Raw genomic sequence first — 13,827 nt, forward strand, 5'->3', positions numbered from 1 at the left:
CCATGGCAAGAAAGATCAGCTACCAGCAGGCCATCAACGAAGCCCTGGCCCAGGAAATGCGCCGTGACAGCACCGTGTTCATCATCGGTGAAGACGTCGCCGGCGGTGCCGGTGCCCCCGGCGAAGAGGATGCCTGGGGCGGCGTGCTGGGCGTGACCAAAGGCCTCTACCACCAGTTCCCAGGCCGGGTACTGGATGCGCCGCTGTCCGAGATCGGCTATGTCGGCGCCGCCGTGGGTGCCGCGACCCAAGGTCTGCGCCCGGTGTGCGAACTGATGTTCGTGGATTTTGCCGGCTGCTGCCTGGACCAGATCCTCAACCAGGCCGCCAAGTTTCGCTACATGTTCGGCGGCAAGGCGGTGACCCCGCTGGTGATGCGTACCATGTACGGCGCCGGCCTGCGCGCGGCAGCCCAGCACTCGCAGATGCTCACCTCGTTGTGGACGCACATCCCCGGGCTGAAGGTGGTCTGCCCCTCTTCGCCCTACGATGCCAAGGGCCTGCTGATTCAGGCGATACGCGACAACGACCCGGTGATCTTCTGTGAGCACAAACTGCTCTACAGCATGCAGGGCGAAGTGCCGGAAGAGGTCTACACGGTGCCGTTCGGTGAAGCCAACTTCCTGCGCGACGGCGACGATGTGACCCTGGTGACCTATGGGCGCATGGTCCATGTGGCCCTGGAGGCCGCCAACAACCTCGCCCGCCAGGGCATCGACTGCGAAGTGCTGGACCTGCGCACCACCAGCCCGCTGGATGAAGACAGCATTCTCGAAAGCGTCGAGAAGACCGGCCGCCTGGTGGTGATCGACGAAGCCAACCCGCGCTGCTCGATGGCCACCGACATCAGTGCACTGGTGGCGCAAAAAGCCTTCGGCGCCCTCAAGGGCCCGATCGAGATGGTCACCGCGCCGCATACGCCGGTGCCGTTCTCCGACGCCCTGGAAGACCTGTACATCCCCGACGCGGCGAAAATCGAGGCCGCCGTGCGCAAGGTAATCGAAGCCGCAAGGAGCGCCGCATGAGCCAGATCCATACGCTGACCATGCCCAAGTGGGGCTTGTCGATGACCGAGGGCCGGGTGGATACCTGGCTCAAGCAGGAAGGTGACGCCATCAGCAAGGGCGACGAAGTGCTGGACGTCGAGACCGACAAGATCAGCAGCAGCGTCGAGGCGCCCTTCAGCGGTGTACTGCGCCGCCTGGTGGCCAAGCCGGATGAAACCCTGCCGGTCGGTGCGCTGCTGGCGGTGGTGGTCGAAGGCGAAGCCGACGAGGCCGAGATCGACGCCGTGGTGCAGCGCTTCCAGGCCGAGTTCGTCGCCGAAGGTGGCGCAGACCAGGCGCAGGGCCCAGCCCCGCAAAAAGCCGAAGTGGGCGGCCGCCTGTTGCGCTGGTTCGAACTGGGCGAAGGCGGTACGCCGCTGGTGCTGGTGCACGGCTTTGGCGGTGACTTGAACAACTGGCTGTTCAACCACACGGCGCTGGCCGCCGAACGCCGCGTCATCGCGCTCGACCTGCCCGGGCATGGCGAGTCGGCCAAGGCGCTGCAACGCGGGGACCTGGATGAACTTAGCGAAGCGGTATTGGCACTGCTCGACCACCTGGAGATCCCCCGGGCCCACCTGGCCGGGCATTCGATGGGCGGCGCAGTCAGCCTCAACGTGGCACGCCTGGCGCCGCAGCGGGTGGCAAGCTTGAGCCTGGTGGCCAGTGCCGGGCTGGGCACAGCGATCAACGGCCAGTACCTGCAAGGCTTCGTGGCCGCTGCCAACCGCAATGCACTCAAGCCGCAGATGGTGCAGCTGTTTGCCGACCCGGCGCTGGTTACCCGGCAGTTGCTGGAGGACATGCTCAAGTTCAAGCGGCTGGAAGGCGTCGACGCGGCATTGCGCCAGCTGGGGGCGGCCATTGCCGAAGGCGACCAGCAGCGCCACGACCTGCGGGGCGTGCTGGGGCAGCACCCGGCGCTGGTGATCTGGGGCGGGAAGGACGCGATCATCCCGGCCAGCCATGCCGACGGGCTGGAGGCCGAAGTATTGGTGCTGCCAGATGCTGGCCACATGGTGCAGATGGAGGCGGCCGAGGCGGTGAATCGGAGGATGGGGGCGTTTTTGCAGGGGCATTGATGGGGGGGCGTGCAGGTGTTCGCCTTAGATGTGCAGCGCCTATGAGATCGAGCGCCGCCCGCGCGGCGCTCGGTCTCATAGGCGCCGAAACAATCAAGGCATGCACCGTCCGCCCCCACTCGTTCACTGTCTCAACCCCCCATTCTGGGTCATACTCGGCAGACCTATTGCCCGGTCTCCACCATGCGTCCATTGCTCCCCATCACCTTGGTCCTGTTGCTTGCCGCGTGCGGAGATGGCGAATCGCTATTGCCTCCGGACGCACGCCTGCCCGACGGCGGGCGCTACCGGGGTGAGGTGGTTGACGGCCTGCTGCAGGGCGAGGGGCGCATCGACTACCCCAACGGCAGCTGGTACGCCGGCGGCTTCAAGGATGGCCAGTGGCATGGCCAGGGCGAGTGGCACGGCCAGAACGGTGAAGTCTACCGGGGCCAGTTCGCCGAGGGCCTGTTCCAGGGCCTGGGTGACCTGACCACGCCGGGCAGCCACTATGCCGGTACTTTCAAGCACGGCCGGCGCGACGGTGAAGGCACCCTCAAGCAAGCCGACCAGACCTACCGCGGCCAGTTCAAGGACGATCAGTACGAAGGCGCGGGCGAGCTGGAGCTGGCCGACGGCAGCCGCTACCAGGGCCTTTTCGCCAAAGGCAAACCGAACGGTGCCGGGGTGCGCAGCGATGCCAGCGGCAACCAGTTCAGCGGCCGTTTCGTCGATGGCCTGCTGCAAGGCAGCGGCACCTACGACAGCGTCGACGGCGAACAGTACATCGGCGAGTTCAAGGACAACCGCCTGGAAGGCCGCGGGCGCTATGAAAGCGCCGACGGTGACGTCTGGATCGGCGCGTTCAAGGACGGCTCATTGATTGGCGAGGGCGAACTGCTCGGCAGTGATGGCAGCCACTACAAGGGCGGTTTCGTCGACTGGCACCTGTCTGGCCAGGGCAGCCTGCAGCTGGCTGACGGCAGCAAGTACACCGGTGGCTTCGAAAACGATGCCTACCACGGCTACGGCCGACTGACCCTGGCCAACGGCAAAGTCGAGGGCGGCACCTGGGTCAACGGCGTACGCGTGCGCGACGAAAAGGGCGCGCTGTTGCCCGACCCGCTGGACCTGGCCCTGCTCAACCAGGGCCACCTGCTCGAAGACGCGCTGGCGCGGGTACCGCACACCGCGCCGGCGATCCAGTTGTACAGCCTGGTAGTGGCCGGCGACGGCCAGCAAAGCGTGTTTCTGCGCGAAGCCGACTATGTCAGCAACATGCTCAAGGTCCGCTTTGGCGCCCGCGGCCAGGTCACGCTGGTCAACCACCGCGACCATATGGCCAGCCGCCCCATGGCCACCCGCGAGAACCTCACCCGCGCCGCCCGCACCTTGGCCGAGCGCAGCGGCCCCGAGGACCTGGTGTTCATCTACCTCACCAGCCACGGCAGCCAGGACCACCAACTGGTGCTCGACCAGCCGCGCCTGCAACTGGCCGACCTGCCCGCCGACGAGCTGGCCAGTGCCCTGGCACCGCTGAAAGATCGCGACAAGATAATCGTCATTTCCGCCTGCTATTCAGGGGGCTATATCGCCCCGCTCAAGGATGATCGCACGGTGATCATCACCGCCGCCCGCGCCGACCGGGTGTCTTTCGGCTGCTCGGAAGAAGCGGATTTCACCTACTTTGGTGATGCCCTGTTCGCCGAAGCGCTGAACCAGACCGACGACCTGAAACAAGCGTTTGAACTGGCGCGCGCCAGCGTTGCCGAAAGAGAACAAAAGGAAGGTTTCGAGGCCTCGGAACCGCAGCTTTGGGCGCCGCCAGCCGTACTGGCACACTGGCAGCACCTAAGACGGCAACAGGCCGAAGAAGCGTTACGCAATGCTGCACAGGCCACCGTGGAGGAGCAGGCAAAAAAGCCGGCCAACCACTAAGCTTGTGTGTAACAAGGGAGAGACATCATGTATTTGACGCCTCAGCATGTCCTGCTTGCCGGTGCCACGGGTCTGACGGGTGAACACCTGCTCGACCGCCTGCTCAACGAGCCGACCATCAGCCGGGTACTGGCGCCTACGCGCCGGCCACTGGCCGAACACCCACACCTGGAAAACCCAGTGGGTGACCCGGCGGTGTTCCTACCGCAGCTGGCGGGGCGGGTGGATATCGCTTATTGCTGCCTGGGGACCACACTCAAGCAGGCTGGCTCCGAGTCGGCGTTCCGCGCCGTGGACCTGGACATGGTAGTGGCCTTCAGCAAACGTGCCCGCGAGCTGGGTGCGCGGCATCTGCTGGTGGTCAGCGCACTCGGCGCCGACCCTAAGTCATCGATCTTCTATAACCGGGTCAAGGGCGAAATGGAAGAAGCGCTCAAGGCCCAGGACTGGCCGCAACTGACCATCGTCCGGCCCTCGCTGCTGCTAGGGGACCGCATCGAGCCTCGGCTCGGCGAACAGCTGATTTCGCCGTTTTCCAAGCTGATACCTGGCAAGTACCGGGGTATCGAGGCTTGCACACTGGCACGGGCGCTATGGCGCTTGGCGCTGGAAGAAGAAGACGGGGTGCGGGTCATCGAGTCGGATGAACTGCGCCGGCTGGGCAAGATATAGCGTAGGCAATCAAAGGCCGCCGGTAGCCTGGAAGCCGACCCCCGCTGCCGTCAGCAGTGATAACGGCAGCAGCAGGGTATCCAGCAACATACTGCCGGGCAGGTCCAACCCTGGGTATCCCGGGGCCTCAGCCCCGAAGTGATCCTTCGGGCAGCACCCGCCATTCATCACATACAGGTCCAGCCGGGTGCCGGCGTACACCACCGGTGCGCCCGGCTTGTTGGCATCCAGCGTGCGCACCGTGGCACATCCACTCAGCAGCGTCAGCGCCACCAGCCCAGAGAGTGCGCGTTTCAATCATCCGCCCCAAAGTGATGCTCGCCCCAACGCGGCAGCATGTCCTGGGGGATGTCCAGCAGGTTGAGAATGCGCGCTACGACGAAATCGATCAGGTCGTCGATGGTCTGTGGCTGATGGTAGAAGCCCGGGGCCGCCGGCAGAATGACCGCGCCCATCTGCGAGAGCTTCAGCATGTTCTCCAGGTGAATGGTCGAGAACGGCGCCTCGCGCGGTACCAGAATCAACTGACGGCGCTCTTTGAGGGTGACGTCGGCGGCACGCTCGATCAGGTTGTTGCAAGCACCGGTGGCAATCGCCGACAAGGTGCCGGTAGAGCATGGCACCACCACCATCGCCGCCGGCGCGCCGGAGCCCGAAGCCACCGGCGACATCCAGTCTTCCTTGCCATACACGCGGATCTGCCCATCGGCAGCGCCGGTGTACTCGGTCAGAAATGCCTGCATCGCCTGGGGCTTGGGCGGCAGCAACACGTCGGTTTCGGTAGACATCACCAACTGCGCGGCCTTGGAAATGAGAAAGTGCACCTCGCGGTCCTCACGCACCAGGCAGTCGAGCAGGCGCAGGCCATATTGAGCGCCAGAGGCGCCCGTCATGGCCAGGGTGATGCGCTGCGGCCCGCTCATTTGAGCGCCTCGGCCAACTTGCCGTGCAGGCCGCCGAAGCCGCCGTTGCTCATGATCACCACGTGGGTGCCGGGGCGGGCCTGGCCTTTGATGCGCTCGATGATCGCCTCCAGGCTGTCGGCAACCACGCTCGGCACCTTGCACTGCGCTGCCGTGGCGGCCAGGTCCCAGCCCAGGTTGGCCGGGGCGTACCAGATCACCTGGTCGGCGTCGTTGACGCTTTCCGGCAGGCCGTCACGGTGGGCGCCCAGCTTCATCGAGTTGGAGCGCGGCTCGATCACCGCGATCACCGGCGCTTCGCCCACACGCTTGCGCAGGCCGTCGAGGGTGGTGGCGATGGCGGTCGGGTGGTGGGCGAAATCGTCATAGATGGTCACGCCCTGCACCTCGGCGACCGTCTCCATGCGCCGCTTGACGCTCTTGAAGGCGCTCAGCCCGGCGATGCCCATGGCTGGCACCACACCTACATGGCGCGCGGCGGCCAGGGTGGCCAAGGCGTTGGCGACGTTGTGCTGCCCGGTCAATGGCCAATCGACCACGCCCTGGGCCTCGCCCTCGAACAACACTTCAAAGCGCGAACCATCGGCACTGAGCAGGCGCGCCTGCCACTGCCCGCCTTCACCGGTGGTTTGTACCGGGGTCCAGCAGCCCATGCCGATGACGCGTTCCAGCGCCTGCTCGGTGGTGGGGTGAATCACCAGGCCTTCACTCGGGATAGTGCGCACAAGGTGGTGGAACTGCCGCTCGATGGACGCAAGGTCAGGGAAGATGTCTGCGTGATCGAACTCAAGGTTGTTGAGGATGGCCGTGCGCGGGTGGTAGTGGACGAACTTCGAACGTTTATCGAAGAACGCACTGTCGTACTCATCGGCCTCGACCACGAAGAACGGGGTGTCGCCCAGGCGCGCCGACACCGAGAAGTTCTGCGGCACACCGCCAATCAGGAACCCCGGGCTCATGCCGGCGTGCTCCAGCACCCAGGCCAACATGCTGCTGGTGGTGGTCTTGCCATGGGTACCGGCAACGGCCAGTACCCAGCGGCCCTGCAGCACGTGGTCGGCCAGCCACTGCGGGCCAGAGACGTAGGGCAGGCCCTTGTTCAGCACGTACTCCACCGCCGGGTTGCCCCGCGACATGGCGTTGCCGACCACTACCAGGTCGGGTGCCGGGTCTAGCTGAGCCGGGTCATAGCCTTGGGTCAGCTCGATGCCCTGGGCTTCGAGCTGGGTACTCATCGGGGGATAGACATTGGCGTCGGAGCCGGTGACGCGGTGGCCAAGCGCTTTGGCCAGCACCGCCAGGGAACCCATGAACGTGCCGCAAATACCGAGAATGTGAATATGCATGGTCGACCTCGCAAAACATCGAGGCAGGGTAGCCCAGGGCGCAGGAAATCGCACCCGCTGTTTCGCTCAGCCAGCCCGTGCTATGCCGTGTTTGCGCAGTTTTCGATACAAGGTATTGCGGCTGATGCCCAGATGCTCGGCGACGCGGGTCAAGTGCCAGCGGTTTGCCTCCAGTACCGTCAGCAGGGCTTGGCGCTCGGCGTCTTGTAGCGGCGGGCTTGGGTTGCGATCGGGGTATGCAGTAGTCGCGGAAGATGGGGGGACGGTGTTGTGAAAGATGGTCGGTAGGTCGGCAGATTCGATGCGGCCGTTGTCGCAGAGCGCTACCAGGGTGCGCAGTGTGTTGCGCATCTGCCGCACGTTGCCGGGCCACGGGAACTGCAGCAACGCGTGCCGTGCATCAGGCTCGAGCTGCACGGGCTGCCCCTGCGCTTCCTGATGCAGCAGAAAGTCCAGCAACTGGCCCTTGTCACTGCGCTCGCGCACCGCCGGCAGGGCCACTTCCAGGCCATTGAGGCGGTAATACAGGTCCTCGCGGAACGTGCCCTGCGCCACCCGCTCCAGCAGGTCGCGGTGGGTCGCACTGACGATGCGCACGTCCACGGCCTGGGGCTCGCCGCCAATCGGTACCACCTGGCGCTCTTCCAGTACCCGCAACAGCCGCGTCTGCAAGGCCAGCGGCATGTCACCGATCTCGTCCAGCAGCAACGTGCCGCCATCGGCCTGCAACAGCTTGCCGCGCATGCCTTCCTTGCGCGCGCCGGTAAAGCTGCCACCGCGATAACCGAACAGCTCGCTCTCGATCAGGCTCTCCGGAATAGAGGCGCAGTTGACCGCCACGAACGGTTTGCCGCTTCGCTGGCTGGCCTGGTGCACCGCCTGCGCGAAGGCCTCCTTGCCGCAACCGGTCTCGCCGCGCAGCAGCAGCGGCACATCACGCTCGAACACCCGCACACAGCGGCGAAAGTCGTTTTGCAGCGCAGGGTCGAGCAGGCAGATGCCGGGTTCTGCTTCGCGCGGGGGCCGAGGTTGGCCGCGCGGCACCGACCACACCGGCGTGCGCGCCTGGCCACGCAGGCTGGCGAACACCTGGCGGCCGTCACGCGTGTGCAACGGCCAGACGGTACTGCCGCCGGGTACGGCGCGGCTGAACAGTTCGTCATGGCTGCAGGCAAAAAAACGCTCCACCGGTTTGCCCAGCACGCCCCCGCGCACGGTACCCAGCAGGTTGAGCGCGCTCTGGTTGGCCGCGCAGATTCGCCCATCAGCCTCGAAGGCCAGCAAGCCCTCGCTGAACAAGCCGACCGACTCGGCGTGCAGATGAAAACGCAGCAACCATTGCTGTTCGAAATGACGCAGGAAGTAACAGCTCTCGATCATCTTGGCCGACAGGTTGACCAGGGCCATGGTGTGGAACTGGCTCTGACGCGAGACATCTGGCCGCGCCGACGACACGTCGAGCACCGCCAACAGATCGCCATGCGGGTCGAACACGGGGCTTGCCGAGCAGGTCAGGCCAGTGTGGCGGCCACGAAAATGCTCGTGCTGATGAATGGTCAGTGCCTGGCGCTCGACCAGGCAGGTACCGATGCCGTTGGTGCCTTCGCGCGCCTCGCTCCAATCTGCGCCCAGCCACAACCCCGCCCGCTCGAAGATACGCCGCTCGGTGGGTGCGCTGACACAGTTGAGGATCACCCCGCGGGCATCGGTCAGCAGCACCGCATGGCCGGCGCCAGAGAGCTGCTGATGCAGGCTGTTCATCTCGCTGTCGGCAATTTTCAGCACCTGGCGCAGGCGCTCGCGGCTTTCCAGCAGGCGCCCGTGCTCGAGCACCACAGGGGCTTCGATCAGCGTCGGGTCGAGGTGGTGCTCCTCAAGACAGCGCAGCCAGGAACGCGCGATGGCCGGGTCACTGCCGCCCTCCCCAGCTTCACCATGGGCAATGGTGTGCACTTGCTGGGCATGGCGACTCAGGTGGTTGCTCTGCATTTGTTGTCGTTCTCCGCAGATAGAGCGTTCAGCCAGCATCCTCCACCCGGCGGGGCTTTGCAATGCAGCGTACCGCTGCGTGTCGCAAACGGTACAAAGTGTCACCCGGGCCGTGCCAGCCCTGGCGCAGCGGGTGGCCGGCGTGTTTCACAAAACCGCCCCAAGTGGTTGATTTTGATGGTCCTCAAAACACTGGCCCAACCTTTGCTCTACGCTTCTCAACTCCCTAACAAACACAATAGCCAGGAGACACACCATGCGTTACGCACATCCCGGTACCGAAGGCGCGAAGGTTTCCTTCAAGAGCCGCTACGGCAACTACATCGGTGGTGAGTTCGTAGCACCGGTCAAGGGGCAGTACTTCGAAAACACCTCCCCGGTGAATGGCAAGCTGATCGCAGAGTTTCCCCGCTCCACTGCCGAAGACATCGACAAGGCCCTGGATGCCGCCCACGCCGCCGCCGACGCCTGGGGCCGCACCTCGGTCCAGGACCGTTCCAATGTTCTGCTGAAGATCGCCGACCGCATCGAACAGAACCTTGAAGTGCTGGCCATTACCGAAACCTGGGACAACGGCAAGCCGGTCCGCGAAACCCTCAATGCCGACATCCCGCTGGCGGTCGATCACTTCCGTTACTTCGCCGGCTGCATCCGCGCCCAGGAAGGCGGCGCCGCCGAGATCAACGAAGGCACTGTCTCCTATCACATTCACGAGCCACTGGGCGTGGTCGGGCAGATCATCCCGTGGAACTTCCCGCTGCTGATGGCCGCCTGGAAACTCGCCCCGGCCCTGGCCGCAGGCAACTGCGTGGTGCTCAAACCCGCCGAGCAGACGCCGCTGGGTATCACCGTACTGATGGAACTGATCGGCGACCTGCTGCCCAAAGGCGTGCTCAACGTGGTCCAGGGTTATGGCCGCGAAGCGGGCGAAGCGTTGGCTACCAGCAAACGTATCGCCAAAATCGCCTTTACCGGCTCGACCCCGGTCGGCTCGCACATCATGAAATGCGCTGCCGAGAACATCATCCCGTCCACCGTCGAACTGGGCGGCAAGTCGCCTAACGTGTACTTCGAAGACATCATGCAGGCCGAGCCAAGCTTCATCGACAAGGCCGCCGAGGGCATGGTGCTGGCGTTCTTCAACCAGGGCGAAGTGTGCACCTGCCCGTCGCGTGCGCTGGTGCAGGAGTCGATCTACCCGCAGTTCATGGAAGTGGTGATGAAGAAGGTCCTGCAGATCAAGCGCGGCGACCCGCTGGACACCGACACCATGGTCGGCGCCCAGGCATCGCAGCAACAGTTCGAGAAGATCCTGTCGTACCTGGAAATCGCCAAGGAAGAAGGCGCCGAGCTGCTGACCGGCGGCAAGGTGGAAAAACTCGAAGGCGCGCTATCGACTGGTTACTACATCCAGCCGACCCTGCTCAAGGGCAACAACCGCATGCGGGTGTTCCAGGAGGAAATCTTCGGCCCGGTGGTCAGCGTCACCACCTTCAAGGACGAAGCCGAAGCACTGGCGATTGCCAACGACACCGAGTTCGGCCTCGGTGCCGGCGTGTGGACCCGCGACATCAACCGCGCCTACCGCATGGGCCGCGGCATCAAGGCCGGCCGCGTGTGGACCAACTGCTACCACCTGTACCCGGCGCATGCCGCGTTCGGCGGTTACAAGAAGTCCGGCGTTGGCCGCGAGACCCACAAGATGATGCTCGATCACTACCAGCAGACCAAGAACCTGCTAGTGAGCTACGACATCAACCCGCTGGGCTTCTTCTAGAAAAACAGCTTCAAGTTGCAAGCTACAAGCTGCAAGAAACAGCGGGTACAGCACCCAACTGCTTTTTCTTGAGCCTTGTAGCTTGCGGCTTGTAGCTCCATGGCTCGCTTTCTGCAGTACCCATCACCATCGGCCGGAACCCCTCCGGCCACCAAGAAAAACAACAGGTGAAACTATGCCCAGCGATCATTCCGGCAATGCGCCGGCAGGCTCTTCCGTCGACTTCGAAAAGGTCGGTTCAGACTATTTCCAGCAACGTGAACTGAAAAAAGGCGCCGCCGGCTGGGTGTTGCTGGTCGGCCTTGGGGTCGCCTATGTGATCTCCGGCGACTACGCCGGGTGGAACTTCGGCCTGGCCCAAGGCGGCTGGGGCGGCATGTTCCTCGCCACCCTGCTGATGGCCACCATGTACCTGTGCATGTGCTTCTCGCTGGCCGAACTGTCGTCGATGATCCCCACCGCAGGCGGTGGCTACGGCTTCGCCCGCAGCGCCTTCGGCCCTTGGGGCGGGTTTCTCACCGGTACGGCCATCCTCATCGAATACGCCATTGCCCCTGCAGCGATCGCCGTGTTCATCGGCGCCTATTGTGAATCGCTGTTCGGCATCGGCGGCTGGGTCATCTACCTGGCCTTTTACATCGTGTTCATCGGCATCCACATCTTCGGGGTGGGTGAAGCGCTGAAACTGATGTTCATCATCACCGCCATCGCCGCCATTGCCCTGGCCGTGTTCCTGGTGAGCATGGTGCCCCATTTTGATGCAGCCAACCTGTTCGACATCGCCAAGACGGACGCCGCAGGCGCCAGCAGCTTCCTGCCGTTCGGCTATGTCGGCGTGTGGGCCGCGATCCCCTATGCGATCTGGTTCTTCCTCGCTGTCGAAGGTGTACCACTGGCCGCCGAAGAGACCAAGAACCCGAAACGCGACCTGCCACGCGGCCTGATCGGCGCGATGCTGGTATTGCTGGCCTTCGCCCTGCTGATTCTGGTGGTCGGCCCTGGCGCTGCGGGTTCCGAAGCACTCAAGGCCTCAGGCAACCCGCTGGTCGAGGCACTGTCCAAAGCCTATGGCGGCTCCACCTGGATGGGCAGCTTCGTCAACCTGGTGGGCCTGGCAGGCCTGATCGCCAGCTTCTTCTCGATCATCTATGCCTATTCACGGCAGATCTTCGCGCTGTCGCGTGCGGGCTACCTGCCGCGCAAACTTTCCCAGACCAACAAGAGCAAGGCACCGGTACTGGCGCTGATCATCCCCGGCCTCATCGGTTTCGGCCTGTCGCTGACCGGCCAGGGTGACCTGTTGATCCTGGTCGCGGTGTTCGGCGCAACGCTGTCCTACGTACTGATGATGGCTGCGCACATCACCCTGCGTATCCGCCGGCCGAAAATGGAACGGCCGTATCGCACGCCGGGCGGCATCTTCACCTCCGGCGTCGCCCTGGTATTGGCGTGCATCGCCGTGGTGGCGGGCTTCCTGGTCGACCCACGGGTTGTGATTGGCGCTGCGGTGATCTATGGAGTATTAATTGCCTACTTTGCTTTCTACAGCCGCCACCACCTGGTAGCGGGCACACCGGAAGAGGAATTCGCCGCGATCCAGAAGGCCGAAGAGGCTTTGCACTGATCGCCGACACCCGCCGCGGGCCAGCCCCGCGGCGCTCTGGAGAATCTGTATGGCAAGTTTCGTGCACACGGTAGGCCACCTGGTCTACCGCTTCGACAGCCTCAAGGACGTGATGGCCAAGGCCAGCCCCGCACGTTCGGGGGATTTCCTCGCGGGTGTCGCCGCCAGCAATGACGGCGAGCGGGTCGCCGCGCAGATGGCCTTGGCCAACATCCCGCTCACGCACTTTCTGAACGAGGCGCTGATCCCCTACGAAGCGGACGAGGTCACCCGCCTGATCATCGACACCCACGACGCCCAGGCCTTCGCGCCGGTCAGCCACCTGACCGTAGGCGGCCTGCGCGACTGGCTGCTCAGCGAGGAGGCCGACGAAGACAGCCTGCGTGCGCTGGCACCGGGCCTGACACCGGAGATGGCGGCGGCGGTGTCGAAGATCATGCGCGTTCAGGACCTGATCCTGGTGGCGCAGAAAATCCGCGTGGTCACTCGTTTTCGCGGCACCATGGGCCTGCGTGGGCGCCTGTCGACCCGCCTGCAGCCCAATCACCCAACCGACGAGCCAGCCGGGATTGCCGCCAGCATTCTCGACGGCCTGTTGTACGGCAACGGCGACGCCATGATCGGCATCAACCCGGCCACCGACAGCATCGCCTCGATCTGCGCCCTGCTGGAGATGCTCGACGCCATCATCCAGCGCTACGACATCCCCACCCAGGCCTGCGTGCTGACCCACGTCACCACCTCGATCGAAGCGATCAACCGGGGCGTACCGCTGGACCTGGTGTTCCAGTCGATCGCCGGCACCGAAGCAGCCAACGCCGGCTTTGGCATCAACCTCAACGTGTTGCAGGAAGGCTACGAAGCGGGCCTGTCGCTCAAGCGCGGCACCCTCGGGCAAAACCTCATGTACTTCGAAACCGGCCAGGGCAGCGCCCTGTCGGCCAACGCCCACCATGGCGTCGACCAACAGACCTGCGAGACCCGCGCCTACGCCGTGGCCCGGCATTTCAAGCCGTTTCTGGTCAACACCGTGGTCGGCTTCATCGGCCCTGAGTACCTGTACAACGGCAAGCAGATCATCCGTGCCGGCCTCGAGGACCATTTCTGCGGCAAGCTGCTTGGCGTGCCCATGGGCTGCGACATCTGCTACACCAACCACGCCGAAGCCGACCAGGACGACATGGACACCCTGCTGACCCTGCTGGGCGTGGCCGGTATCAACTTCATCATGGGCATCCCAGGCTCTGACGACATCATGCTCAATTACCAGACCACCTCGTTCCATGACGCGCTGTATGCGCGCCAGACCCTGGGCCTCAAGCCCGGCCCGGAATTCGAGGCGTGGCTGGCGCGTACCGGCATCTTCACCCAGGCCGATGGCCGGGTGCGCTTCGGTGAAAACCTGCCGCCGGCATTCCGCCAGGCCTTGGCACAGCTTGCATAGGGATGAC

Annotated in this window: 11 protein-coding genes; 7 read left to right on the top strand and 4 right to left on the bottom strand. The window is 64.4% G+C overall.

Translation table 11 applies throughout. From position 1 onward, the window contains the following. The first annotated feature begins 2 nt into the window (after nt 1-2). From CKW22_RS24595 to CKW22_RS24610, 4 genes are all read left to right on the top strand, one after another. Nucleotides 3-1,025, top strand: coding sequence for an alpha-ketoacid dehydrogenase subunit beta (locus tag CKW22_RS24595; protein WP_016497851.1), 1,023 nt, complete (start codon nt 3-5; stop codon nt 1,023-1,025). Then, nucleotides 1,022-2,128, top strand: a complete 1,107-nt coding sequence (locus CKW22_RS24600; protein ID WP_095065385.1) for an acetoin dehydrogenase dihydrolipoyllysine-residue acetyltransferase subunit — start codon at nt 1,022-1,024, stop codon at nt 2,126-2,128. Before CKW22_RS24595 ends, CKW22_RS24600 begins: the two co-directional genes overlap by 4 nt. A gap of 183 nt (nt 2,129-2,311) precedes the next feature. After that, nucleotides 2,312-4,045: a C13 family peptidase gene (locus tag CKW22_RS24605; protein WP_033703404.1), complete on the top strand. Its 1,734-nt coding sequence runs from the start codon at nt 2,312-2,314 to the stop codon at nt 4,043-4,045. 27 nt (nt 4,046-4,072) lie between these two features. Beyond that, nucleotides 4,073-4,717 carry an oxidoreductase gene (locus CKW22_RS24610; protein WP_033703405.1) on the top strand — a complete coding sequence of 215 codons (645 nt, stop codon included), beginning with the start codon at nt 4,073-4,075 and terminating at the stop codon, nt 4,715-4,717. Nucleotides 4,718-4,726: 9 nt separating this feature from the next. Here the strand turns inward: CKW22_RS24610 and CKW22_RS24615 are convergent, their stop codons facing one another. The 4 genes from CKW22_RS24615 to CKW22_RS24630 all read right to left on the bottom strand — a co-directional run bounded on the left by CKW22_RS24615 (nt 4,727) and on the right by CKW22_RS24630 (nt 8,975). After that, on the bottom strand, nt 4,727-5,014 hold the full coding sequence (locus CKW22_RS24615) for a YceK/YidQ family lipoprotein (RefSeq protein WP_033703407.1): 288 nt from the start codon (nt 5,012-5,014) through the stop codon (nt 4,727-4,729). After that, the gene (gene ubiX, locus CKW22_RS24620; protein ID WP_033703408.1) at nt 5,011-5,640 is read right to left on the bottom strand and encodes a flavin prenyltransferase UbiX; all 630 of its coding nucleotides are present in this window, start codon (nt 5,638-5,640) and stop codon (nt 5,011-5,013) included. Before ubiX ends, CKW22_RS24615 begins: the two co-directional genes overlap by 4 nt. Further along, nucleotides 5,637-6,986: a UDP-N-acetylmuramate:L-alanyl-gamma-D-glutamyl-meso-diaminopimelate ligase gene (gene mpl / locus CKW22_RS24625; protein ID WP_047583487.1), complete on the bottom strand. Its 1,350-nt coding sequence runs from the start codon at nt 6,984-6,986 to the stop codon at nt 5,637-5,639. Before mpl ends, ubiX begins: the two co-directional genes overlap by 4 nt. Before the next feature lie 66 nt (nt 6,987-7,052). After that, nucleotides 7,053-8,975 carry a sigma-54-dependent Fis family transcriptional regulator gene (locus CKW22_RS24630; RefSeq protein ID WP_095065387.1) on the bottom strand — a complete coding sequence of 641 codons (1,923 nt, stop codon included), beginning with the start codon at nt 8,973-8,975 and terminating at the stop codon, nt 7,053-7,055. Between the two features lie 256 nt (nt 8,976-9,231). Here CKW22_RS24630 and CKW22_RS24635 point away from each other — a divergent pair, with 256 nt between their 5' ends. The 3 genes from CKW22_RS24635 (at nt 9,232) to CKW22_RS24645 (ending at nt 13,820) form a co-directional block, all read left to right on the top strand. Beyond that, nucleotides 9,232-10,752 carry an aldehyde dehydrogenase family protein gene (locus tag CKW22_RS24635; RefSeq protein ID WP_033703411.1) on the top strand — a complete coding sequence of 507 codons (1,521 nt, stop codon included), beginning with the start codon at nt 9,232-9,234 and terminating at the stop codon, nt 10,750-10,752. A 175-nt stretch (nt 10,753-10,927) separates the two neighbouring features. Continuing rightward, a complete protein-coding gene (eat, locus tag CKW22_RS24640; RefSeq protein ID WP_033703412.1) occupies nt 10,928-12,376 on the top strand; it encodes an ethanolamine permease in 1,449 nt (482 codons plus the stop codon). A gap of 49 nt (nt 12,377-12,425) precedes the next feature. After that, nucleotides 12,426-13,820, top strand: a complete 1,395-nt coding sequence (locus tag CKW22_RS24645) for an ethanolamine ammonia-lyase subunit EutB (protein WP_033703413.1) — start codon at nt 12,426-12,428, stop codon at nt 13,818-13,820. Nucleotides 13,821-13,827: the final 7 nt, after the last annotated feature.

This window comes from Pseudomonas sp. Irchel s3f19 (genome assembly GCF_900187555.1).
Taxonomy (GTDB): domain Bacteria; phylum Pseudomonadota; class Gammaproteobacteria; order Pseudomonadales; family Pseudomonadaceae; genus Aquipseudomonas; species Aquipseudomonas capeferrum.